We start from the raw sequence: 26,970 nt of genomic DNA on the forward strand, positions 1-26,970 counted from the left end.
CGCAAGGAGCCGACGGCAATGAACAAAGACGCAGCTGGGAGTAAGGGCGCGCCCGTGAACAACGAGGACAAGCTTCGCGACTACCTCAAGCGGGCGACGGCCGACCTGCGTCAGGCCCGCCGCCGGCTCCGCGAGGTCGAGGACCGGCACCAGGAGCCCATCGCGATCGTCGCGATGAGCTGCCGCTACCCGGGCGGGGTGCGCACCCCCGAAGACCTGTGGCGGCTGGTCGCGGGCGGCGAGGACGCCGTCTCCGGCTTCCCGACCGACCGCGGCTGGGACCTCGAGACCCTCTACGACGCCGACCCCGACCAGGCCGGATCCAGCTATGTCAGCGAGGGCGGATTCCTCTACGACGCCGGCGCGTTCGACCCGACCGTCTTCGGGATCTCGCCGCGTGAGGCGCTGGCGATGGACCCCCAGCAGCGGCTGCTGCTGGAGACGTCCTGGGAGGCGTTCGAGCGGGCCGGCATCGACCCCACCTCGATGCGCGGCAGCCGCACCGGCGTCTTCGCCGGCGTGATGTACCACGACTACACCTCGCGGCTGGACTCCGTGCCCGAGGGCGTCGAGGGCTTCCTGGGCACCGGCAGCTCCGGCTCCATCGCCTCCGGCCGCGTCTCCTACGTCTTCGGCCTGGAGGGGCCGGCGGTCACCGTCGACACGGCCTGCTCCTCCTCGCTGGTGACCCTGCACATGGCGGTGCAGGCACTGCGCGCCGGCGAGTGCTCGCTGGCGCTGGCCGGCGGTGTCACCGTGATGGCGACCCCGTCCACCTTCACCGAGTTCAGCCGGCAGCGCGGGCTCGCCGCCGACGGCCGCTGCAAGCCCTTCGCGGCCGCCGCGGACGGCACCGGCTGGGGCGAGGGCGTCGGCATGCTGCTGGTCGAGCGGCTGTCCGACGCGCAGCGGAACGGCCACCCGGTCCTCGCGATCGTGCGCGGCTCCGCCGTCAACCAGGACGGCGCCAGCAACGGCCTGACCGCCCCGAACGGCCCGTCGCAGCAGCGCGTCATCCACCAGGCGCTCACCAACGGCCGGATCTCCGCCGAGGACGTGGACGCCGTCGAGGCGCACGGCACCGGCACCACCCTCGGCGACCCCATCGAGGCGCAGGCCCTCCTCGCCACCTACGGCCAGGACCGGCCGGCGGAGCAGCCGCTGCTGCTGGGCTCCATCAAGTCCAACATCGGCCACACCCAGGCCGCCGCCGGTGTCGCCGGCATCATCAAGATGGTCAAGGCCATCGAACACGGGGTGCTGCCCAGGACCCTGCACGTCGACGAGCCGACCCCGCACGTCGACTGGTCGGCGGGCGCCGTCTCGCTGCTCACCGAGAACACCCCGTGGCCGGAGACCGGCCGGCCGCGCCGCGCCGCCGTCTCCTCCTTCGGCTTCAGCGGCACCAACGCCCACACCATCCTGGAGCAGGCCCCCGCCCCGGAGCAGGACGAGACCGCGGCCGCCGAGGAGCGGCCGCCGGCCGTGACCACGGCTCCCGGGGTGCTGCCGTGGCCGGTGTCCGGCAAGAGCGCCGCCGCGCTGCGCGAGCAGGCCGAGCGGCTGCTGACGCGGCTGACCGCCGACCCGGCGCTCCGCCCCGTCGACGTGGGCCTGTCGCTGGCCACCACCCGCGCCGCCCTCGACCACCGCGCCGTGGTCCAGGGCGCCGACCGCGAAGCGCTGCTGACCGGCCTGGAGGCCCTGGCGGCCGGCTCGATGGCACCCGGCGTGGCACAGGGTTCGGCCGTCGGCGGCCGGGTCGCCTTCGTCTTCCCGGGCCAGGGCTCGCAGTGGGCCGGGATGGCGGTGGAGCTGATGGACGCCTCGCCGGTGTTCGCGGCCCGGATCGAGGAGTGCGCCGCCGCCCTCGCGGAGTTCTGCGACTGGTCGCTGGTGGACGTCCTCCGGGGCGTGGACGGCGCGCCGTCGCTGGAGCGCGTCGACGTCGTCCAGCCGGTCCTCTTCGCCGTGATGGTCTCCCTGGCGGAGCTGTGGCGCTCCTTCGGCGTCCAGCCGGCGGCCGTCGTGGGCCACTCACAGGGCGAGATCGCCGCCGCGTGTGTGGCGGGGATCCTGGCCCTCCAGGACGCGGCGCGGGTCGTCGCGCTGCGCAGCCAGGCCATCGGCCGCGTCCTGGCCGGCAAGGGCGGCATGGTCTCCATAGCCCTCCCGGTGGCCCAGGTCCGCGAGCGGATCGCGGTCTGGGGCGAGGACCGTGTCTCGGTGGCGGCCGTCAACGGCCCGTCCTCCGTGGTGGTCTCCGGTGAGCCGGAGGCCCTCGACGAGCTGATCGCCTCGTGTGAGAAGGACGAGGTCCGGGCCCGTAAGGTCCCGGTGGACTACGCCTCGCACTCCGCGCAGGTCGAGCTGCTCCGCGACGAGCTGCTGAAGCTCCTCCCGGTGACGCCGCGCGCGGCCGAGGTGCCGTTCCTGTCCACCGTCACCGGCGAGTGGGTCGAGGGTCCCGAGCTGGACGCCGGCTACTGGTTCACCAACCTCCGTCAGACCGTCGAGCTGGAGTCGGCCGTGCGCCGCCTGCTGGACGAGGGCTTCGGCGCCTTCATCGAGTCCAGCGCCCACCCCGTGCTCGCCATGGGCGTGCAGGAGACCGCCGAGGACGCGGGCAGCGAGGCCGCGGCCCTGGGCTCGCTCCGCCGCGACGAGGGCGGCCTCGACCGCTTCTACACCTCGCTGGGCGAGGCGTGGACCCGCGGCGTGGCCGTCGACTGGAGCACGGTCTACGAGGGCACCGGCGCCGCGCGCGTCGAACTCCCCACCTACGCCTTCCAGCACCAGCACTACTGGCTGGAGTCCGGCGGCGCCGCCGAGGCCGCCGCCCCGGCGGTCGACCCGGTCGAGGCCCGCTTCTGGGAGGCCGTGGAGCGCGAGGACTGGCAGGCGCTCGCCACCGAGCTCGCCGTCGACGGCGACGAGCGGGTCAGCGCGCTGCTGCCCGCCCTCGCCACCTGGCGCAAGCAGAGCCGCAAGCAGTCCACCGTCGACGGCTGGCGCTACCGCGTCACCTGGAAGCCGCTGGCCGACGGGCCGGCCGCGCGGCTCTCCGGCAACTGGCTGCTGGTCACTCCGACGACCGTCGCCGAGGGCGACTGGGCCCGGGGCGCGGCCCGCGTCCTCGCCGAGCGCGGCGCCGACGTCCGTGTGCTCGCCGTCGATACCGACACGGACCACCGCGCGTCCCTGACCGGCCTGCTCCGGCAGGCCGCGGCCGAAGAGGGCCCGTTCAGCGGCGTGCTGTCGCTGCTGGCCCTGGCGGACGACCCGCACCCCGTGCACACCTCCGTCCCCGCCGGGGTCGCCGCCGAACTGGCGCTCCTCCAGGCGCTGGGCGACGCCGAGATCACCGCGCCGCTGTGGTTCGCCACCCGCGGCGCCGTGGCCACCGGCCGCGCCGACCGGCTGGAGTCCCCGACGCAGGCCCTGATCTGGGGCCTCGGCCGGGTGGCCGCCCTGGAGCACGGCGAGCGCTACGGGGGACTCATCGACCTTTCGGAGAGCGCCGACGACCGGGCGCTGGCCCGACTGGTCACCGTGCTGGCCGGGGCCGAGGAGGAGGACCAGGTCGCGATCCGGCCCACCGGGCTGTTCGTGCGCCGCCTGGTGCGCTCCCCGCTCGCCGAGACGCCCGCCGTACGGGAGTGGCGGCCGGCCGGCACCACGCTGGTCACCGGCGGCACCGGCGCGCTGGGCGCGCACGTGGCCCGCTGGCTGGCCCGTCACGGCGCCGAGCACCTGCTGCTCACCAGCCGTCGCGGCATCGACGCCCCCGGCGCGGCCGAGCTGCGCGACGAACTGACCGCCCTGGGCGCCGAGGTGACCGTCGCGGCCTGCGACGTCGCCGACCGCGCGGCCGTGGAGGCGCTGCTCGCCGGCATCCCGGCGGAGCGGCCGCTGACCGCCGTGGTGCACACCGCCGCCGTCCTCGACGACGGCGTGATCGAGGGCCTGACGCCCGAGCAGGTCGACCGGGTGCTCAAGGTCAAGGTCGACGCCACGCTCCACCTGCACGAGCTCACCCGGGGCCTGGACCTCTCCGCGTTCGTGCTCTTCTCCTCCTTCGCCGCCACCTTCGGCGCCCCCGGCCAGGGCAACTACGCGCCGGGCAACGCCTTCCTGGACGCCTTCGCCGAGTGGCGCCGCGCCGCCGGGCTGCCCGCCACCTCGCTGGCCTGGGGCCCGTGGGGCGAGGGCGGCATGGCCGAGGGCGGCGTGGGCGACCGGATGCGCCGCCACGGCGTCATCGAGATGTCGCCCGAACTGGCCGTCACCGCGCTCCAGCACGTCATGGACCGGGATGAGACGGTGCTCACCGTCGTCGACATGGAGTGGAAGCGCTTCGTCCTCGCCTTCACCTCCGGCCGCTCCCGGCCGCTGCTGCACGACCTGCCCGAGGCGCGCGAGGTCATCGAGGACATGCGGGGCGACGCGGAGGCGGACGACGCCGACGCCGCCGCCCTCACCCAGCGGCTCGCCGGACTGCCCGAGGCCGAGCAGGAGCGGCTGCTGCTGGAGCTGGTGCGCACCGCGGTCGCGACCGTGCTGGGCTACGCCGGCGCCGACGCCGTCGAGGCCGTGCGCGCCTTCAAGGAGCTGGGCTTCGACTCGCTCACCGCGGTCGAGCTGCGCAACCGGCTCAGCGCCGCCAGCGGCCTCAAGCTGCCGCCGACGCTGATCTTCGACTACCCGACCCCGACCGCGCTGGCCAAGCACCTGCGCGTCGAACTCTCCGGCGGACAGCTCGCGGCCGTGGCCCCGCTGCCCACCGCGCAGGCCCTGGCCGACGACGAGCCCATCGCGATCGTCGCCATGAGCTGCCGCTTCCCCGGCGGCGTGCGCACCCCCGAGGAGCTGTGGCAGCTGCTGACCTCCGGCGGCGACGCGCTCTCGGAGTTCCCGGCCGACCGCGGCTGGGACGTGGAGTCCCTGTACAACCCGGACCCGAACGCCCAGGGCACCAGCTACACCCGCGAGGGCGGCTTCCTCACCGGCGCCGCCGAGTTCGACCCCACCTTCTTCGGCATCTCCCCGCGTGAGGCGATGGCGATGGACCCGCAGCAGCGGCTGCTGCTGGAGACCTCCTGGGAGGCGTTCGAGCGGGCCGGGATCGACCCGGCGACGCTCCAGGGCAGCCAGTCCGGCGTCTTCGTCGGCACCAACGGCTCCGACTACTCGATCCTGATGCGGAACACCACCGACGGCTACGAGGGCCACCTGGCCACCGGCAGCGCCGCCAGCGTGGTCTCCGGCCGGCTCTCCTACGTCTTCGGCCTGGAGGGCCCGGCGGTCACCGTCGACACCGCCTGCTCCGCCTCGCTGGTCGCCCTCCACCTGGCCGTCCAGGCGCTGCGCAACGGCGAGTGCGAACTGGCCCTCGCCGGCGGCGTGACCGTGATGGCCACCCCCGGCACCTTCATCGAGTTCAGCCGCCAGCGCGGACTCTCCTCCGACGGCCGCAGCAAGGCGTTCTCCTCGGACGCCGACGGCTTCAGCCCCGCCGAGGGCGTGGGCATGCTGCTGGTCGAGCGGCTCTCGGACGCACGTGAGAACGGGCACCCCGTGCTCGCCGTCGTCCGCGGCACCGCCATCAACCAGGACGGCGCCAGCAACGGCCTGACCGCCCCCAACGGCCCGTCGCAGCAGCGCGTCATCCGGCAGGCGCTCGCCAACGCCCGGCTGACCACCGCCGACGTCGACGTCATCGAGGCGCACGGCACCGGCACCACCCTCGGCGACCCGATCGAGGCCCAAGCGCTGCTGGCCACCTACGGCCAGGGCCGCGCCGAGGACCGGCCGGTGCTGCTCGGCTCCATCAAGTCCAACATCGGCCACGCCCAGGCGGCCGCCGGTGTCGCGGGCGTGATGAAGATGGTGCTCGCCATGCGCCACGGGGTGGTCCCCGAGTCGCTGCACATCGCCGAACCCACCCCGCACGTCGACTGGTCGGCGGGCGCGGTCTCCCTCGTCACCGAGGCCACCCCGTGGCCGGACAGCGGCGCGCCGCGCCGGGCCGGCATCTCCTCCTTCGGCTTCAGCGGCACCAACGCCCACGCCATCGTGGAGCAGGCCCCCGCCCCGGAGCGGGACGAGCCCGCGGCCGCCGTCGAGCCGGAGCGGCAGCCGACCGGCGCCCTGCCGTGGGTGCTCTCCGGCAAGACCCAGGCCGCGCTCCGCGCCCAGGCCGAGAAGCTGCTCACCCACATGGAGGCCGGCCCCGACCTCCGCCCGGCCGACCTCGGCTACTCCCTCGCCACCACCCGCTCCGTCCTCGACGAGCGCGCGGTGCTGGTGGGCACGGACCGCGACGACCTTCGCCGCGGACTGGACGCCCTGGCCCGCGGCCAGGCCCTGCCCCAGCTGGTGCAGGGAGCCGGAATCGGGGGTAAGGCCGCATTCCTGTTCCCGGGACAGGGGTCACAATGGGTAGGCATGGCCGTCGGGCTGTTGGATGCTTCGGCAGTGTTCGCCGCCCGGATTGATGAGTGTGCCGTCGCTCTCGCGGAGTTCACCGACTGGTCGTTGGTGGACGTCCTGCGTGGGGCGGAGGGCGCGCCGTCCCTGGAGCGCGTCGACGTCGTCCAGCCGGTGCTGTTCTCCGTGATGGTCTCCCTGGCGGAGCTGTGGCGCTCCCTGGGTGTGCGGCCGGCGGCCGTCGTGGGCCACTCGCAGGGCGAGATCGCGGCCGCGTGCGTGGCCGGCGCGCTCTCCCTCCAGGACGCGGCGCGGGTGGTCGCGCTGCGCAGCCAGGCGATCGGCCGGGTGCTGGCGGGCAAGGGCGGCATGGTCTCCGTGGCGCTGCCCGTCTCCCAGGTCCGCGAGCGGATCGCGGTGTGGGGCGAGGACCGTATCTCGGTGGCGGCCGTCAACGGCCCGTCCTCCGTGGTGGTCTCCGGTGAGCCGGAGGCCCTCGACGAGCTGATCGTCTCGTGTGAGAAGGACGAGGTCCGGGCCCGTAAGGTCCCGGTGGACTACGCCTCGCACTCCGCGCAGGTCGAGCTGCTCCGCGACGAGCTCCGCGAACTTCTCGCCCCCGTACGGCCCCAGGCGACCGAGATCCCGTTCCTGTCCACCGTCACCGGCGAATGGGTCGAGGGTCCGGAGCTGGACGCCGACTACTGGTTCACCAACCTGCGCCAGACCGTCGAGCTGGAGGCCGCGGTGCGGCGGCTGCTCGACGAGGGCTTCGGGGTCTTCATCGAGTCCAGCGCCCACCCGGTGCTGACGATGGGCGTGCAGGAGACCGCCGAGGCCGCGGGCCGCGAGGCCGCCGCGTTCGGCTCGCTCCGCCGCGACGAAGGGGGCCTGGACCGCTTCTGGCTCTCCCTCGGCGAGGCGTGGACCCGCGGCGTCGCCGTCGACTGGGACGCCGTCTACGAGGGCACCGGCGCCCAGCGCGTCGACCTGCCCACCTACGCCTTCCAGCACCAGCACCTGTGGCCGCGGGCCGCCGAGCCGGCGCCGGGCGCCGAGACGCTGCCCGCCGACGCCGTCGACGCCCGCTTCTGGGAGGCCGTCGAGCGCGAGGACCTGGAGTCGCTCGCCGGGACCCTGGAGTTCCAGGGCGACGAGGCGCTGACCTCGCTCGGCGCCGTCCTGCCGGCGCTGGCCTCCTGGCGCAAGCAGAGCCGCGAGCTGTCCGCGCTGGACGGCTGGCGCTACCGCGTGACCTGGAAGCCGCTCGCCGAGGGCGCCGCCGCGCGGCTCTCCGGCACCTGGCTGCTGGTCGTGCCGGAGTCCGCGCTCACCGACGACTGGACCCTCGGCGCGCTGCGCGCGCTCGCCGAGCGCGGAGCCGACGTACGGCAGCTCACCCTGAGCGCCGTGGAGCTGGACCGGGAGTCGGTCACCCGCCGGGTCCGCGAGGAGCTGGACGGGGCCGCGCCGGTCGCCGGGGTGCTCTCGCTGCTGGCCTTCGACGAGCGGCCCGCGCCCGGCACCGACAACGTCAACGCCGGCCTGACCGGCACCGCCGCGCTGATCCAGGCGCTGGGCGACGCCGGGGTCGACGCGCCGCTGTGGTGCGCCACCCGCGGCGCCGTCTCCGTCAGCCGCTCCGACCGCCCCGACCACCCGGCCCAGGCGCTCGCCTGGGGCCTGGGCCGCACCGCCGCCCTGGAGTGCCCGGAGCGCTGGGGCGGCCTGGTCGACCTGCCGCAGACCGCCGACGACCGGGCGCTGGCCCGGCTGCTCACCGTCCTGGCCGCGGCCGACGGGGAGGACCAGCTCGCCGTGCGCGCCGCGGGCGTCTTCGCCCGCCGACTGGGCCGCGCCCCGCTGGCCGACTCCGCCCCCGTACGGGAGTGGCGGCCGGCCGGCACCACGCTGGTCACCGGCGGCACCGGCGCGCTGGGCGCGCACGTGGCCCGCTGGCTGGCCCGTAACGGCGCCGAGCACCTGCTGCTCACCAGCCGTCGCGGCATCGAGGCCCCCGGCGCGGCCGAGCTGCGCGACGAACTGACCGCCCTGGGCGCGGGGGTGACCGTCGCGGCCTGTGACGTCGCCGACCGCAAGGCCGTGGAGGCGCTGCTCGCCGACATCCCGGCGGAGCGGCCGCTGACCGCCGTGGTGCACGCGGCGGGCGTGCTCGACGACGGGGTGCTGGACGCCCTGACGCCGAAGCGGTTCGCGACGGTGCTCGGCCCCAAGGCCGACGCCGCCCGCCACCTGCACGAGCTCACCCGCGACCTGGACCTGTCCGCGTTCGTGCTGTTCTCCGGCATCGCGGGCACCCTCGGCGACGCCGGGCAGGGCAACTACGCGGCGGCCAACGCGTACCTGGACGCGCTGGCCGAGCAGCGCCGGGCCGACGGGCTGCCCGCGACCTCGGTGGCCTGGGGCCGCTGGGGCGACACGGGCCTCGCGGCCGGCGGCGCCATCGGCGAGCGGCTGGACCGCGGCGGCGTGCCCGCCATGGCACCGGACTCGGCGATCAGGGCGCTCCAGCAGGCCCTGGACCACGCCGACACGGTCGTGGCCGTCGCCGACATCCAGTGGGACCGCTTCGCCTACGGCTACACGGCGGTGCGGCCCAGCCCCTTCATCGGCGACCTGCCGGAGGTCCGGCGGCTGGCCGAGGCCGCCCCGGCCGGCGGCGGCGAGGCCGGTGCCACGGCCGACCCGGCGCAGGCGCTGCGGCAGAAGCTGGCCGGGATGTCCCAGGCCGAACAGTCCCTGGTCGTCCTGGAGCTGGTGCGCACCAACGCGGCCGCCGCGCTGGGGCACCCCTCGACCGACGAGGTCGGCGCGGGGCGGGCGTTCAAGGAGCTGGGCTTCGACTCGCTGATCGCGCTGGAGCTGCGCAACCGGCTGGGCGCGGCCACCGGCCAGAAGCTGCCGGCCACGCTGGTCTTCGACTACCCGACGCCGGCCGCGCTGGCCGAGTACCTGCGGGCCGAGATCACGCAGGACGGCGGCGCGGCGGCGGCCGCACCGGGCGTCGCGGAGCTGGAGAAGCTCGAGTCCGCGCTCTCGGTGATCGACCCGGCCGCGGAGGACGACGAGACCCGGGCGGACATCGCCGCCCGACTCCAGGCCCTGCTGGCCCGGTGGGACGCGCCACGCGCGAGCGTGGCGGAGTCCACCGGCGAGACGGTGACGGAAAAGCTGCAAGAGGCAACGCCCGATGAGGTCTTCGACTTCATCGAAAAAGAACTCGGTATCTAGGGATCCACGATCCGCGGGCAGCAAGGTTTGTGACGAGAAGCATGGGTGAGACTCCAATGGCGGATCAGGACAAGATCCTCGACTACCTCAAGCGGGTAACTGCCGATCTGCACCAGACGCGGCAGCGTCTTCGCGAGGTCGAGTCGCAGGAGCCTGAGCCGATCGCGATCGTCGGCATGAGCTGCCGCTTCCCCGGAGGCGTCACGTCTCCGGAGGAGCTGTGGCACCTCGTCGCCTCGGGCGGCGACGCCATCGCGGACTTCCCCACGGACCGTGGCTGGGACGTCGAGTCGCTCTTCGACGCCGACCCCGACCAGCAGGGCACCAGCTACACCGACAAGGGCGGGTTCCTGAAGGGCGCGGGCGAGTTCGACGCCGCGTTCTTCGGGATCTCGCCGCGCGAGACCCTGGGCATGGACCCCCAGCAGCGGCTGCTGCTGGAGACCTCCTGGGAGGTGTTCGAGCGGGCCGGGATCGACCCGGCCACGCTGCGCGGCTCCAAGGCCGGTGTCTTCATCGGCACCAACGGCCAGGACTACCCGGAGCTGATGCACCGGCTGCCGCAGGGCGTCGAGCAGTACCTGCTGACCGGCAACGCGGCCAGCGTCATCTCCGGCCGCATCTCGTACACCTTCGGCCTGGAGGGCCCGGCTCTCACCGTCGACACGGCCTGCTCGGCGTCGCTGGTGGCGCTGCACCTGGCCGTCCAGGCGCTGCGCAACGGCGAGTGCTCCATGGCGCTCACCGGCGGTGTCACCGTGATGAACAGCCCCCGGGCGTTCATCAACTTCAGCCGCCAGCGCGGCCTGGCGCCCGACGGCCGCTGCAAGGCGTTCGCCGACGGCGCCGACGGCACCGGCTGGGGCGAGGGCGTCGGCATGCTGCTCGTGGAGCGGCTCTCCGACGCCCGGAAGAACGGCCACCCGGTCCTCGCGATCGTGCGCGGTTCGGCCATCAACCAGGACGGCGCCAGCAACGGCCTGACCGCCCCCAACGGCCCGTCCCAGCAGCGCGTCATCCGGCAGGCCCTCACCGACGCCCGGCTCACCCCCGCCCAGGTGGACCTCGTCGAGGCGCACGGCACCGGCACCAGCCTCGGCGACCCGATCGAGGCCCAGGCGCTGCTCGCCACCTACGGCCAGAACCGGCCCGACGGGCGGCCGCTGTACCTGGGCTCCATCAAGTCCAACGTCGGCCACACCCAGGCCGCCGCCGGTGTCGCCGGCATCATCAAGATGGTCAAGGCCATCGAGCACGGCGTCATGCCCCAGACCCTGCACGTCGACGCCCCCTCGCGGGACGTGGACTGGGCGGCGGGCGACGTCGAGCTGCTGACCGAGGCCCGCGCGTGGCCGGAGACCGGCCAGCCGCGGCGCGCCGGCGTCTCCTCCTTCGGCGTGTCCGGCACCAACGCCCACACCGTCATCGAGCAGGCCCCGGCCGAGGACCGGGCGGCCGCGGAGCGGCCCGCGGCGGACTGGTCCGGGATCGGCGGCCTGATACCGCTGCTGGTCTCCGGGCAGACCCCGCAGGCGCTGCGCGCCCAGGCCGAGCGGCTCGCCGCGCACGTCCAGGCCGACCCGGCGCTCCGCCTCACCGACCTCGGCCACTCCCTGGCCACCACCCGCGCCTCCCTCGACCAGCGCGCCGTCCTCCTCGCGTCCGCCGACGGCGGCCGGGACGAGCTGCTGCGCGGCCTCGCGGCGCTGGCCACCGAGGGCACCTCGGCGGACCTGATCCAGGGTCAGGTCACCGAGGGCAAGACGGCGTTCCTCTTCACCGGTCAGGGCAGCCAGCGGGCCGGCATGGGACGCGAGCTGTACGCGGCCGTCCCGGCCTTCTCCGAGGCCCTGGACGCGGTCTGCGCCGAGCTGGACAAGCACCTCGAACGCCCGCTGCGCGAGGTGATGTTCGACGCCGACTCCACCCTGCTCGACCAGACCGGCTACACCCAGCCCGCCCTCTTCGCCGTCGAGGTCGCGCTGTTCCGGCTGCTGGAGGGCTGGGGCGTCAAGCCCGACTTCCTCGTCGGCCACTCCATCGGTGAACTGGCCGCCGCGCATGTCTCCGGCGTCCTCTCGCTGGAGGACGCGGCGAAGCTGGTGGCCGCCCGCGGCCGACTGATGCAGGAACTCCCCGCCGGCGGCGCGATGATCGCGCTCCAGGCGTCCGAGGACGAGGTCCTGCCGCTGCTGACCGACGGCGTCAGCATCGCCGCCCTCAACGGCCCCACCTCCGTGGTGATCGCCGGCGACGAGGACGCGGCGCTGGAGATCGCCGCGACCTTCGAGGCGCGGGGTCGCAAGACCAAGCGGCTCACCGTCAGCCACGCCTTCCACTCGCCCCGCATGGACGGCATGCTCGACGCCTTCCGCGAGGTCGCGCAGAGCGTCGCCTTCCACCCGCCGGTCATCCCGATCGTCTCCAACCTCACCGGCGCCTCCGTCTCCGCCGCCGAGATCGGCACCCCCGACTACTGGGTGCGGCACGTCCGCGAGGCCGTCCGCTTCACCGACGGCATCGGCTGGCTCCAGGAGTACGGCGTCACCACCTACCTGGAGCTCGGCCCGGGCGGTGTCCTCACCGCGATGGCGCAGGACTGCGTCACCGCCGAGAACGCGGCCTTCGTGCCGCTGCTGCGCGCCGACCGCCCCGAGGCCCGCGCGCTGGCCGGCGCCCTCGCCCAGGCCCACGCGCACGGCGTCGGCGTCGACTGGGCCGCGGTCTTCGCGGGCTCCGGGGGCCGCCGTGTCGAGCTGCCCACCTACGCCTTCCAGCGCGAGCTGTACTGGCCCGAGCCGGCCGGCCCCTGGACCGGTGACGTCACCGCCGCCGGACTCGGCTCCGCCGACCACCCGCTGCTGGGTGCCGCGGTGTCGCTGGCCGACGCCGCCGGCTTCCTCTTCACCGGGCGTCTCTCGCTCGCCACCCACCCGTGGCTCGCCGACCACGCCGTCATGGACACGGTGCTGCTGCCCGGCACCGCCTTCGTCGAGCTGGCCGTCCGCGCCGGCGACCACGCCGGCTGCGACGTGCTCGAAGAGCTCACCCTGGAAGCCCCGCTGGTGCTGCCCCCGCAGGGCGGCGTGCAGCTCCAGGTGGCCGTCGGCGCCCCGGACGGCTCCGGCCGCCGCTCGCTGACCCTGCACTCCCGCCTGGAGGAGTCCGGCGACGGCACGGGCTGGGGCGAAGGGGAGTGGACCCGGCACGCCACCGGTGTGCTCGCCACCGGCGCCGCCACCCCCGCCGCCGACCTCGCCGCCTGGCCGCCGGCCGGCGCCACCGAGGTCCCCATCGACGGCCTCTACGACTGGCTGGCCGAGACCGGCTTCGCGTACGGACCCGTCTTCCAGGGCCTCAAGGCCGCCTGGCAGCACGGCGACGACGTCTACGCCGAGGTCCGCCTCCCGGAGAACGCCCGCGAGGAGGCCGGCCTCTTCGGTCTCCACCCGGCGCTCCTCGACGCGGCCCTGCACGGCGTCGGCATCGGCTCCCTGCTGGAGCCCACCGAGCACGGCCGACTGCCGTTCTCCTGGAGCGGGGTGGCGCTGCACGCCGTCGGCGCCGCCGCGCTGCGCGTCCGCCTGTCGCCCGCCGGCCAGGACACCGTGGCCGTCCTGGTCACCGACGAGAGCGGGGCGCCCGTCGCCTCCGTCGACGCGCTGCTGCTGCGCCCGGTCTCCCCGGAGCAGGTGCACGCCGCCCGCTCCACGTTCCACGACTCGCTGTTCCGCGTCGAGTGGACCCCGGCGCCGGTCCCGGCCGCCACCACCCTCGCCGCCGGCCAGTTCGCGCTGCTGGGCGAGGAGATCGCCGCCGAGCTGACCGCCGCGCTGCCCACCGCCGCCGGCTACGCCGACCTGGCCGCGCTCGCCGAGGCCGTCGCCGCCGGCACCCCCGTGCCGCAGGCCGTCGTGGTGCCGTTCTTCGGCCCCGCCACGGACGCCGAGGGCGCAGCGGAGCTGACCGCCGACGTCCGGGCCGCGCTGCACCGCACCCTCGCGCTGGCCCAGGACTGGCTGGCCGACGACCGGTTCGCCGACTCCCGGCTGGTCGTCGCCACCCGCGGCGCCGTCGCCACCGCCGCCGACGCGGACGTGGCCGACCTGGCACACGCCCCGCTGTGGGGCATGCTGCGCTCCGCCCAGTCGGAGAACCCCGACCGCTTCGTGCTGCTCGACCTCGACGGCCAGGACGCGTCCTACCGCGCGCTGCCCGCCGCGCTCGGCGTGGCGGCACCCACCGGCGGCCACGCGGCGGGAGAGCCGCAGCTGGCCGTCCGCGCCGGGTCCGTCGTCGTGCCGCGGCTCGCCCGCGTCGCCGCCGACCCGGAGCACACCGTCCCCGCCCTCGACCCCGAGGGCACCGCCCTGGTCACCGGCGCCACCGGCACCCTCGGCGGGCTCGTCGCCCGCCACCTGGTCGCCGAGCACGGGGTGCGGCATCTGCTGCTGCTCAGCCGCCGCGGCGCCGCCGCCCAGGGGGCCGACGAGCTGGCCGCCGAACTGCGCGCCGCCGGCGCCGAGGTCACCCTCGCCGCCTGCGACGTCGCCGACCGGGACGCGCTCGCCGCCGTGCTCGCGGACATCCCCGCCGCCCATCCGCTGACCGCCGTGGTGCACACCGCCGGCGTGCTCGACGACGGCGTCCTCGACTCGCTCACCCCCGAGCGCGTGGACCGCGTCCTGCCGCCCAAGGTCGACGCCGCGCTCCATCTGCACGAGCTGACCCGCGAGCTGAACCCGGCCGCGTTCGTGCTGTTCTCCGCCGCCGCCGGCACCCTCGGCGGCCCCGGCCAGGCCAACTACGCCGCCGCCAACGCCTTCCTGGACGCGCTCGCCCAGCGCCGCCGCGCCCAGGGGCTGCCCGCCACCGCCCTCGCCTGGGGCCTGTGGGCCGAGCGCAGCGGCATGACCGGCGACCTGGACGACACCGACATCCAGCGCATCACCCGGGCCGGCGTCGCCGCGCTGTCCTCCGCGGACGGCCTGACCCTGCTCGACACCGCGCTGGCCGTCGGCGACCCCGCCTTCGTGCCGATGCACCTCGACCTGGCGCCGCTGCGGCAGGCCACCGAGGCCGCCCAGATCCCGGCGATGCTCCGCGGCCTGGTGCGGCTGCCCGGCCGCCGGGTCGTCGAGTCCGGCGCCGCCGCCCCCGTCGGCGGTCTCGCCGAGCGGCTCCTCGGCCTCTCCGTGCCCGAGCGCGACAAGCTGCTGCTGGAGCTGGTCTGCACCCAGGTCGCCGCCGTGCTCGGCTACGCCGGGCCGGAGGCCGTCGACGCGAGCCGGGCCTTCAAGGAGCTCGGCTTCGACTCGCTCACCGCCGTCGAGCTGCGCAACCGCATCGGCGCCGTCACCTCCGTACGGCTCCCGGCCACCCTCGTCTTCGACTACCCGACGCCCACCGCGCTGGCCGGCTTCCTGCGCACCGAGATCCTCGGCGACAGCGCGGACGCCGCCGCCACCCAGGTGACCACCGTCGCCATCGCCGACGACGAGCCGATCGCCATCGTCGGCATGAGCTGCCGCTACCCGGGCGGCGTCAGCAGCCCCGAGGAGCTGTGGCGCCTCGTTATGGGCGCCGAGGACGCCATCTCCGGCTTCCCGACCGACCGCGGCTGGCAGCTGGACGGGCTGCAGAGCGACGACCAGGGCGCGGCCGGCACCAGCGCCACCATCGAGGGCGGCTTCCTCTACGACGCCGGCGAGTTCGACCCGGACTTCTTCGGGATCAACCCGCGCGAGGCCCTCGCCATGGACCCGCACCAGCGGCTGCTGCTGGAGACCTCCTGGGAGGTCTTCGAGCGCGCCGGCATCGACCCGGCCACCGTGCGCGGCAGCAGGACCGGCGTCTTCGCCGGCGTCATGTACCACGACTACCTGTCCCGGCTCACCGCGCTGCCCGAGGGCCTGGAGGGCTACCTCGGCACCGGCACCGCCGGCAGCGTCGCCTCCGGCCGCATCGCCTACACCTTCGGCCTGGAGGGCCCGGCCGTCACCATCGACACGGCCTGCTCCTCCTCGCTGGTGGCGCTGCACCTCGCCGCGCAGGCGCTGCGCAACGGCGAGTGCACCATGGCCCTCGCCGGCGGCGTCACCGTGATGTGCACCCCGGACACCTTCGTGGACTTCAGCCGCCAGGGCGGCCTGTCCACCAGCGGCCGCTGCAAGTCCTTCGCCGCGGCGGCGGACGGCACCGGCTGGTCCGAGGGCGCGGGCATGCTGCTCGTCGAGCGGCTCTCCGACGCGCGCAAGAACGGACACCCCGTGCTCGCCATCGTGCGCGGCACCGCGGTCAACCAGGACGGCGCCAGCAACGGCCTCACCGCCCCCAACGGCCCGTCCCAGCAGCGCGTCATCCGCCAGGCCCTCGCCAACGCGGGCGTCTCCGCCGCCGAGGTCGACGTGGTCGAGGCGCACGGCACCGGCACCACCCTCGGCGACCCGATCGAGGCCCAGGCGCTGCTGGCCACCTACGGCCGGGAGAAGTCCGCCGACCGGCCGCTGCTGCTGGGCTCCATCAAGTCCAACATCGGCCACACCCAGGCCGCCGCGGGCGTCGCCGGCATCATCAAGATGATCATGGCGATGCGCCACGGCGTGCTGCCGCGGACCCTCCACGTGGACGAGCCCACCCCGCACGTCGACTGGGCGGCGGGCGCCGTCTCGCTGCTGACCGAGTCGGTGGAGTGGCCGGAGACCGGCCGCCCGCGCCGCGCGGGTGTCTCCTCGTTCGGCGTGTCCGGCACCAACGCGCACACCATCATCGAGCAGGCCCCGGAGCCGGAGGCCGCACCGGAGCCCGCCCCCGCCGCGCCCTCGCGCGAGGCCGGCGTGCTGCCCTGGGCGCTCTCCGGCAAGAGCGCCGACGCCCTGCGCGCCCAGGCCGAGCGGCTGCTCGCGCACCTCGACCGCTTCCCCGAGCAGCGGCCGCTCGACCTCGGCTACTCGCTGGCGACGACCCGCGCCGCCCTGGACCACCGTGCGGTGGTCGTGGGCGCGGACCGGGAGGCGCTGGTGGCGGGCCTTACGGCGCTGGCCCGCGGCGAGTCGGCCGCGAACCTGGTCGCGGACTCGGTCGCCGACGGCAAGACGGCGTTCCTCTTCACCGGCCAGGGCAGCCAGCGGCTCGGCATGGGCCGTGAGCTGTACGCGGCCTACCCGGCGTTCGCCGAGGCGTTCGACGCGGTCTGCGCCGCGCTCGACCCGCACCTTGAGCGGCCGCTGAAGGACGTGGTGTTCGGCGAGGACGCCGAGCTGCTGAACCAGACCGGCTCCACCCAGCCCGCCCTCTTCGCCATCGAGGTGGCCCTGTACCGCCTGGTCGAGGGCTGGGGGCTCACCGCCGACTACCTCTCCGGTCACTCCATCGGCGAGCTCGCCGCCGCGCATGTCGCGGGTGTGCTCTCGCTGGCGGACGCGGCGAAGCTGGTGGCCGCGCGTGGCCGGCTGATGCAGGCGCTGCCGGCCGGTGGCGCGATGATCGCTGTCCAGGCGTCGGAGGACGAGGTCCTTCCGCTGCTCACCGACGGTGTCAGCATCGCGGCGCTCAACGGCCCCACCTCCGTGGTGATCGCGGGTGACGAGGACGCGGCTGTCACGATCGCCGGGACCTTCGAGGCCCAGGGTCGTAAGACCAAGCGGCTCACCGTCTCGCACGCCTTCCACTCGCCGCGTATGGACGCGATGCTGGAGGACTTCCGCGCGGTCGCCGAGACGCTGTCGTACGCGGCCCCGCGCGTCCCGATCGTCTCCAACCTCACCGGCGCCCTGGTCTCCGCCGAGGAGATCACCAGCCCGGACTTCTGGGTGCGGCACGTCCGTGAGGCGGTCCGCTTCCTCGACGGGATCCGCGCCTTGGAGGCCCAGGGCGTCACCACCTTCGTCGAGCTCGGCCCCGACGGGGTCCTCTCCGCCATGGCGCAGGACTGCGTCACCGGGGACGGCGCGGTCTTCGCCGCCGCGCTGCGCGCCGGCCGCCCCGAGGCCGAGGCGCTGGTCGCGGCCTTCGCCCGGGCGTACGCCCGCGGCCTCGCCGTGGACTGGACGGCGTTCTTCGCCGGCACCGGCGCCGCGCGCGTCGAGCCGGCCACGCTGCCCACGTACGCGTTCCAACGCCGCCGCTTCTGGCTGCGGTCGCCCGCGGGCGCCGTGGGCGACGTGGAGTCGGCGGGCCTGGGCCGCGCCGACCACCCGCTGCTCGGCGCGGCCGTGCCGCTGGCCGACTCCGACGGCTTCCTGTTCACCGGGCGGCTCTCCCTGGAGACCCACCCGTGGCTGGCCGACCACGCCGTCATGGGCACCGTGCTGCTCCCCGGCACCGCCTTCGTGGAGCTGGCCATCCGCGCCGGCGACCAGGTCGGCTGCGACCGGCTGGACGAGCTGACCATCGAGGCGCCGCTGATCCTCCCCGAGCACGGCGCGCTCCAGCTCCAGGTCCTGGTCGGCGCCGCCGCCGACGCCGGGCACCGCACCGTCGAGCTGTACTCGCGGGCGCGGGACGCCGCCGCGGGCGAGCCGTGGATTCGGCACGCCAGCGGTGTGCTGACCGCCGGCGCCCCGCAGCCCTCCTTCGACCTCGCCGAGTGGCCGCCGCCGGGCGCGGAGGCCGCCGCGGTCGAGGGGCTCTACGAGCACCTCGCGCACGGCGGGTTCGCCTACGGGCCGGTGTTCCAGGGCCTCAAGGCCGCCTGGCTGCGCGGCGAGGAGGTGTTCGCCGAGGTCGAGCTGCCGGAGGACCGGCGCTCCGAGGCCGCCGCGTTCGGGCTGCATCCGGCGCTGCTGGACGCCGCGCTGCACTCCACCTTCGCCCGCGAGGGCGGCGACGAGCAGGGCAGGCTGCCCTTCTCCTGGAGCGGGGTGTCGCTGTACGCGGTCGGCGCCGGCACGCTGCGGGTCCACCTCAGCCCGGCCGGTGCCGACGGGGTGACCCTGGAGCTGGCGGACGGCACCGGCGCGCCGGTGGCCGCCGTGGAGCACCTGGCGCTGCGCCCGGTCGCCGCCGGCCAGTTGGGCGGCGGGCGCACCGCCGCGCACCACGAGTCGCTGTTCCGGCTCGACTGGGCCACCGTGCCGGTGCCCGCCGCCGCGGACGCCGCGCCGTGGGCGGTGCTGGGCACCGGCGCGCCCGCCGAGCTGGTCTCCGGCGCGGCCGTCCACACCGACCTGGCCGCGCTCGGCGCGGCCGTCGACGGCGGCGCCGAGGCGCCCGCCCACGTCCTGGTGTACTGCGCGCCGCCGGCCGCCGCCGACGACGCGGTGACCGGGGCCGTCCACACCGCCGTCCAGGACGCCCTGACGCTGGTGCGGGAGTGGCTGGAGGACGAGCGGTTCGCCGCCTCCCGGCTGGTCCTGGTCACCCACGGCGCCGTCGCCACCCAGGGCGACGCCGGGGTGCACGACCTGGCCCACGCCCCGGTGTGGGGCCTGGTGCGCTCGGCGCAGTCGGAGAACCCGGACCGGCTGGTCCTGACCGACCTCGACGGCGACGCCGCCTCGTACGAGACGCTGGGCGCGGCCCTCGCCTCCGGCGAGCCGCAGTTCGCGCTGCGCCGCGGCACCGCGCACGCCCCGCGGCTGGCCCGGGTGGCTTCCGCCGGCGCCATGGTGCCGCCGGCCGGCGAGCCGGCCTGGCGCCTGGACATCCTGGACAAGGGCACCCTGGAGAACCTCACCCTGCTGCCGACCCCGGAGGCCGTCGCGCCGCTGGAGGACGGGCAGGTGCGGGTCGCGGTCCGGGCCGCCGGCCTGAACTTCCGCGATGTGCTGAACGCGCTCGGCATGTACCCGGGCGACGCCGGTCTGATGGGCAGTGAGGGCGCCGGCATCGTCCTGGAGACCGGGCCCGGCGTGACCGACCTGGCCCCCGGCGACCGGGTGATGGGCATGCTGCCCGGCGGCTTCGGCCCGCTGGTGGTCGCCGACCGCCGAATGATCGCGCCGATGCCGGAGGGCTGGACCTTCGCCGAGGCCGCGGCCGTGCCGATCGTCTTCATGACGGCCTACTACGCGCTGCGCGACCTGGCCGACCTCAAGGGCGGCGAGGCGCTGCTGGTGCACGCCGCCGCCGGCGGCGTCGGCATGGCCGCGGTGCAGCTGGCCCGGCACTGGGGCGTGGACGTCTACGCCACCGCCAGCCCCGGCAAGTGGGACACGTTGCGCTCGCTCGGCCTGGCCGACGACCGCATCGCCTCCTCCCGCGACCTGGCCTTCGAGGAGAAGTTCCGCGAGGTCAGCGCGGGCCGCGGGGTCGACGTCGTGCTCGACTCGCTGGCGCGCGAGTTCGTCGACGCCTCGCTGCGGCTGCTGCCGCGCGGCGGCCGGTTCGTCGAGATGGGCAAGACCGACGTCCGCGTGCCGGAGCAGGTCGCCGAGGAGTACCCGGGCGTCTCCTACCAGGCGTTCGACCTGACCGAGGCGGGCCTGGACCGCATCCAGGAGATGCTCCGCGAGCTGCTGGAGCTGTTCCAGCGGGGCGCGCTGAAGGCGCCGCCGATCACCTGCTGGGACGTGCGGCAGGCCCCCGACGCCTTCCGCTACCTCAGCCAGGCCCGGCACATCGGCAAGGTCGTGCTGACCGTGCCCGCCGCCTGGAACCCGGACGGCACCGTGCTGATCACCGGCGGCACCGGCACCCTGGGCGCCCTGGTCGCCCGGCACGCGGTGACCGAGCGCGGCGCCCGGCACCTGCTGCTCACCAGCCGCCGCGGCGAGCGGGCCGCGGGCGCGGTCGAACTCGCCGCCGAGCTGCGCGAGCTGGGCGCCGAGGTGACCATCGCCGCCTGTGACGCGGCCGACCGGGAGGCGCTGGCCGCCACCCTGGCCGCCATCCCGGCGGAGCACCCGCTGACCGCCGTGGTGCACACCGCCGGTGTGCTGGACGACGGCGTCGTCGGCTCGCTCACCCCGGAGCGGCTCGCGAAGGTGCTGCGTCCCAAGGTGGACGCGGCGGTCAACCTGCACGAGCTGACCCGGGACCTGGACCTGGCCGACTTCGTGCTGTTCTCCTCCGCCGCCGGCACCTTCGGCGGCGCCGGCCAGGCCAACTACGCGGCCGCCAACTCCTTCCTGGACGCCCTGGCCCGGCACCGGCACACCCTGGGCCTGGCCGCCACCTCGCTGGCGTGGGGCCTGTGGGCCGAGGCCAGCGGCATGACCGGGGAGCTGGACGAGACCGACAAGTCCCGGATGAGCCGCTCCGGCGTGCTGGGGCTGTCCTCGGCCGAGGGCCTGGCCCTCTTCGACGCCGCCCACCAGGTGGGCGAGGCGTTCCTGGTGCCCATGCAGCTCGACCTGGCTCCGCTGGCGGGCGCGCCCGTCGGCATGGTGCCCGCGCTGCTGCGCGGCCTGGTGCGCGGCGGCACCGCCCGGCGCACCGCCGAGGCGGGCGCCGGCTCCGACGCCGGCTCGCTGGTCGAGCGGCTGGTCCGGCTGCCCGAGGCGGAGCGCGACACGGCCCTGCTGGAGCTGGTGCGCACCCAGGTGGCCGTCGTCCTCGGCCATGACTCGCCCGACGCGGTCGAGGCGAGCCGGGCCTTCAAGGACCTCGGCTTCGACTCGCTGACCGCCGTCGAGTTCCGCAACCGGCTCGGCGCGGCCGCCGGGCTGCGCCTCCCGGCCACCCTGGTCTTCGACTACCCGTCGCCGACCGCGCTGGCCGGCTACCTCCGCGACGAGCTGCTCGGCTCGGCGGCCGCGGCCGCCCTGCCGGAGCGGGCCGGCGGCGGCGCCGGGACCGCGGTGGACGACGACGACCCGATCGCGATCGTCGCCATGAGCTGCCGCTTCCCCGGCGACGTACGCACCCCCGAGGACCTGTGGGAGCTGCTGGCCGAGGGCCGGGACGGCATCGCGCACCTGCCGACCGAGCGCGGCTGGGACATCGAGGGGCTCTACGACCCGGACCCGGACCGTCCCGGCACCTCGTACGCCCGCGAAGGCGGCTTCTTCTACGACGCCCACCACTTCGACCCGGCGTTCTTCGGCATCAACCCGCGCGAGGCCCTCGCCATGGACCCGCAGCAGCGACTGCTGCTGGAGACGTCCTGGGAGGCGTTCGAGCGGGCCGGCATCGACCCGGTGGGGCTGCGCGGCCAGCAGGTCGGCGTGTTCGTCGGCCAGATGCACAACGACTACGTGTCCCGGCTCCAGACCTTCCCCGAGGGCGTCGAGGGCTACCTGGGCACCGGCGGCTCCAGCTCCATCGCCTCCGGCCGCGTCTCGTACACCTTCGGCTTCGAGGGCCCGGCGGTCACCATCGACACCGCCTGCTCCTCGTCGCTGGTGGCGCTGCACCTGGCCGCGCAGGCGCTGCGCAACGGCGAGTGCTCGCTGGCGCTGGCCGGCGGTGTCACGATCATCACCACGCCGACCGTGTTCACCGAGTTCAGCCGGCAGCGCGGGCTCGCCGCCAACGGCCGCTGCAAGCCCTTCGCGGCGGCCGCGGACGGCACCGCCTGGGGTGAGGGCGTCGGCATGCTGCTCGTCGAGCGGCTGTCGGACGCGCGTCGACACGGCCACCAGGTGCTGGCGATCGTCCGCGGCACGGCGGTCAACCAGGACGGCGCGAGCAACGGTCTGACGGCGCCCAACGGCCCGTCGCAGCAGCGCGTCATCCGCCAGGCCCTGGCCAACGCCGGACTCTCGGCCGCCGAGGTCGACGCGGTCGAGGCGCACGGCACCGGCACCACCCTGGGCGACCCGATCGAGGCGCAGGCCCTGCTGGCCACCTACGGCCAGGAGCGGGACGCCGAACAGCCGCTGTTCCTCGGCTCGATCAAGTCCAACTTCGGCCACACCCAGGCCGCGGCCGGCGTCGCCGGTGTCATCAAGATGGTGCTGGCCATGCGGCACGGGCTGCTGCCCCAGTCGCTGCACGTGGACGCCCCGACCCCGCACGTCGACTGGGAGGCGGGCGCCGTCGAGCTGCTCGCCGAGGCCCGGGAGTGGCCGGAGACCGGCCGCCCGCGCCGCGCCGGCGTCTCCTCGTTCGGCATGAGCGGCACCAACGCCCACGCCATCATCGAGCAGGCCCCGGAGCCGGACGCCCCGACCGTCGCGGCGGCGGCCGACGCGCCAGGCACGTCCGACACGTCCGGCGCGGCGCCGCGGGTGCTGCCCTGGGTGCTGTCGGCCAAGTCCCCCGAGGCGCTGCGCGCCCAGGGCGCCCGGCTGCACGCCCACCTCACCGCCCGACCCGGGCTGGACCTCCCGTCCGTCGGCCGGGCCCTGGCCACCGGGCGCGCCTCCTTCGAGCACCGCGCGGTGCTCGTGGCCGGCGACCGGGACGGCCTCCTGGCCGGCCTGGACGCCCTCGCCGAGGGCCGCGCGGCCGCCGGCGTGGTGCACGGCCAGGTCGCCGAGGGCAGGACGGCGTTCCTGTTCACCGGCCAGGGCAGCCAGCGGCTGGGCATGGGCCGCGAGCTGTACGACGCCCACCCGGCCTTCGCCGAGGCGCTCGACGCGGTCTGCGCGCACCTGGACGGGCATCTGGAGCGGCCGCTGAAGGACGTGCTGTTCGGCACGGACGCCGAGCTGCTCGACCAGACCGGCTACACCCAGCCCGCGCTCTTCGCGATCGAGGTGGCCCTCTACCGCCTCGTGGAGTCGTGGGGCGTCAAGCCCGACGTGCTGTCCGGCCACTCGATCGGCGAGCTGGCCGCCGCGCACGTCGCCGGGGTGCTCTCGCTGCCGGACGCCGCCAAGCTGGTGGCCGCGCGCGGTCGCCTGATGCAGGAACTGCCCGCCGGCGGCGCGATGATCGCCGTCCAGGCGTCGGAGGACGAGGTCCTCCCGCTGCTCACCGACGGTGTCGGCATCGCCGCCGTCAACGGCCCCACCTCGGTGGTCGTCGCCGGTGACGAGGACGCGGCCCTCGCGATCGCCGCGAGCTTCGAGGAGCGGGGCCGTAAGACCAAGCGTCTGACGGTCAGCCACGCCTTCCACTCGCCCCGTATGGACGGCATGCTCGACGCCTTCCGCACGGTGGCCGAGGGGCTCACGTACGGGGCTCCGCGCATCCCGATCGTGTCGAACCTGACCGGCGCGCCGGTCTCCGCCGACGAGATCACCACGGCCGACTTCTGGGTGCGGCACGTCCGTGAGGCCGTCCGCTTCCTCGACGGCGTCCGCGCCCTGGAGGAGCACGGCGTCACCACCTTCGTGGAGCTGGGTCCGGACGGGGTGCTCACCGCGATGGCGCAGGACTGCGTCACCGGCGAGGGGCTGTCCTTCGCCGCCGCGCTGCGCTCCGGCCGCCCCGAGGCCGAGACCCTCCTGGCCGCGCTGGGCACCGCCCACGTCCGGGGCGCCACCCCGGACTGGTCCGCCGTCTTCGCGGGCGTGGACCCGCGGCCGGTCGACCTGCCGACGTACGCCTTCCAGCGGGCGCCGTTCTGGCTGCACAACGGGCCGGCCGCCGGGGACGCCTCCTCGATCGGCCTGCGCGCCGCCGACCACCCGCTGCTCGGCGCGGCCCTGGAGCTGCCCGACTCCGACGGCGTCGCCTTCACCGGGCGGCTCTCGCTGGCCACGCACGGCTGGCTCGCCGACCACGCCGTGATGGGCGCGGTGCTGCTGCCCGGCACCGCCTTCGTGGAGCTGGCGCTCCGCGCGGGCGAGCACGTCGGCTGTGACCGGCTCGACGAACTCACCCTGGAGGCGCCGCTGATCCTGCCCGAGCAGGGCGGCACGCAGCTCCGGCTGACGCTGGCCGCGCCCGACGAGGCGGGGCGCCGCGCGCTGACGCTGCACTCCCGCGCGGAGAACGCCGCCGAGGGCGAGCCGTGGCTGCGGCACGCCACCGGCGCGCTGGCGACCGGGGCCGCCGAGCCGACGTTCGACCTGGCGGCCTGGCCGCCGGCGGACGCGGAGCGGATCGACACCGACGGGCTGTACCAGGGCCTGGCCGACTCCGGCTTCGGCTACGGGCCGGTCTTCCAGGGCCTCACGGCCGCCTGGACCCGGGGCGACGAGGTCTACGCCGAGGTGCGGCTGCCCGAGGAGGCCGCGTCCGACGCCGGCTCCTTCGGGCTGCACCCCGCGCTGCTGGACGCCGCGCTGCACGCCCTCGGGCTGGCCGCCGCGGAGTCCGGCGGCCAGGGCCGGCTGCCGTTCTCCTGGTCCGGCGTCTCGCTGCACGCCGTCGGCGCCTCGGCGCTGCGGGTGCGGCTGACCGGCACCGGCGGCGGCACCGTCTCCCTGGAGCTGGCCGACGCGACCGGCGCCCCGGTGGCCTCGGTCGAGGGCCTGGCGCTGCGCACCGTGGCGCCGGAGCAGCTCGGCGCGGGCGCCGGCGGCGGGGCCAAGGACGCGCTGTTCCGCGTCGACTGGACGCCCGTCCCGGCCGCGGCCGGCACGGTCTCCGCCGACCGGTGGGCCGCCGTGGGCTCCGACGTCCTCGGGCTCGACGCCCACCCGGACCTGGCCGCCCTGGCCGCCGCGATCGAGGCCGGCGAGGCGGCACCGGAGTACGTGTTCTACGTGCCCGGCCCGGCCCGCGCCGACGAGTCGGCCGCCGCGGCGCACAAGCTGTCCGCCGAGGTCCTGGCCGTACTCCAGGGCTGGCTGGACGAGAAGCGGTTCGGCGACGCCAAGCTGGTGGTGCTGACCACCGGCGCGGTGGTCGCCGCGGCCGGCGACCCGATGGCGCACCTGGCGGGCGCCGCGGCGCTCGGCCTGGCGCGCACCGCCCAGCAGGAGAACCCGGACCGCCTCGTCCTGGTGGACGCCGACGAGCGGGGCGACCTGCGCGCCGCCGTGGCCGCGGCACTCGCCGCCGGCGAGCCGCAGACGGCCGTCCGCGACGGCCGGGTCCTGACGCCGCGACTGGCCCGTACGGCGGCCGCCGAGACCGAGCCGACCGCCTGGGACGCCGACGGCACGGTGCTCGTCACCGGCGCCAGCGGCATGCTGGGCGGCCTGGTGGCCCGCCACCTCGTCGCCGAGCACGGGGTGCGGAGTCTGCTGCTGGTGAGCCGGCGGGGCGGCGACGCCCCGGGCGCCGGCGAACTGGCGGCCGAACTGGCCGAGTCCGGTGCGTCCGTCACCTGGGCGGCCTGCGACGTGGCCGACCGTGAGGCGCTGGCCGCCGTGATCTCCGCCATCCCGGCGGACCGCCCGCTGACCGGTGTGGTGCACACGGCCGGTGTGCTGGACGACGGCACGATCGGCTCGCTCACGCCGGAGCGGCTCGCGGGTGTCTTCCGTCCGAAGGTGGACGCGGCGTGGAACCTGCATGAGCTGACGCGGGATCTGGACCTGTCGGCCTTCGTGGTGTTCTCCTCGGCCGCCGGCGTCTTCGGCGGCGCGGGCCAGGGCAACTACGCGGCCGCCAACGCGTTCCTGGACGCCCTCGCCCAGCACCGCCGGGCGAACGGTCTGCCCGCCACCTCCCTCGCCTGGGGCCTGTGGGCCGAGGGCGGCATGGGCGGCGAGCTCGACGAGACGGAGATCGCCCGCATCCGGCGCGGCGGTGTCGTCGCCCTCACCGCCGAGCAGGGCCTGGAGCTGTTCGACGCCTCCGCCCGGGTGGACGAGGCGGTGCTGGTGCCGATGCCGCTGGACCTGGCCGCGCTGCGCGCCCAGGCGGGCAGCGGCATGCTGCCGCCGCTCTTCCGCGGCCTGGTGCGGATGCCGGTCCGGCGCGCCACCGGCTCCCCGGCGGCCGCGGCCGCCGCGGCCGGCGGAGCCGAGGCGCTGCTCCAGCGCCTGGCCGGGCTGAGCGTGCCCGAGCGGGACGAGGTGCTGGTGGAGCTGGTCTGCGTCCAGGTGGCGGCCGTCCTCGGCTACCCCGGACCGGAGACCGTCGACCCGGCGCGCTCGTTCAGCGAGGTCGGCTTCGACTCGCTGACCGCGGTCGAGCTGCGCAACCGGCTCGGCGCGGCCACCGGCGTCCGCCTCCCGGCCACGCTGATCTTCGACTACCCGACACCCAACGCCCTGGTCCAGTTCCTGCGCGGGGAGCTCGTGCCGGACGACGCGAACGCGGTGACGCCGCTGCTCGCCGAGCTCGACCGACTGGAGGCGTCCCTCGCCGGGGCCGCCCCGGACGACGAGGGCAGGACCAGGATCACCGCACGACTGCAGGCTCTGCTGGCCAAGTGGAGCGACGACCGAGGACCGGAGGACGGGGCCGACGTCGCCGACGAGATCGAATCGGCAACGGACGACGACCTCTTCGACTTCATCGGCAAAGAATTCGGGATCTCCTGACCGTGACCGCGACCGTGAGCGGCGGCGTGACCGGCCCCGACCAGCCTTCCGGATCCCTCGAAGGGGAACGCACGAA

The 26,970-nt window shown here is 75.6% G+C and carries 2 protein-coding genes; both read left to right on the forward strand.

All coding sequences use genetic code 11. The features are described from left to right. Positions 1-54: 54 nt before the first annotated feature. Positions 55-9,681: a type I polyketide synthase gene (locus CD790_RS13865; RefSeq protein ID WP_399217583.1), complete on the forward strand. Its 9,627-nt coding sequence runs from the start codon at positions 55-57 to the stop codon at positions 9,679-9,681. Positions 9,682-9,737: 56 nt separating this feature from the next. After that, positions 9,738-26,894 carry a type I polyketide synthase gene (locus CD790_RS13870; RefSeq protein ID WP_144383775.1) on the forward strand — a complete coding sequence of 5,719 codons (17,157 nt, stop codon included), beginning with the start codon at positions 9,738-9,740 and terminating at the stop codon, positions 26,892-26,894. The last annotated feature ends 76 nt before the right edge of the window (positions 26,895-26,970 follow it).

Source organism: Streptomyces sp. SAJ15, from assembly GCF_007595705.1.
Classification (GTDB): Bacteria; Actinomycetota; Actinomycetes; order Streptomycetales; family Streptomycetaceae; genus Streptomyces.

Excerpts from the sequence above, each read along its gene's own strand:
- CD790_RS13870 (WP_144383775.1), top strand. The coding sequence starts at position 9,738 with ATGGCGGATCAGGACAAGATCCTCGACTACCTCAAGCGGGTAACTGCC.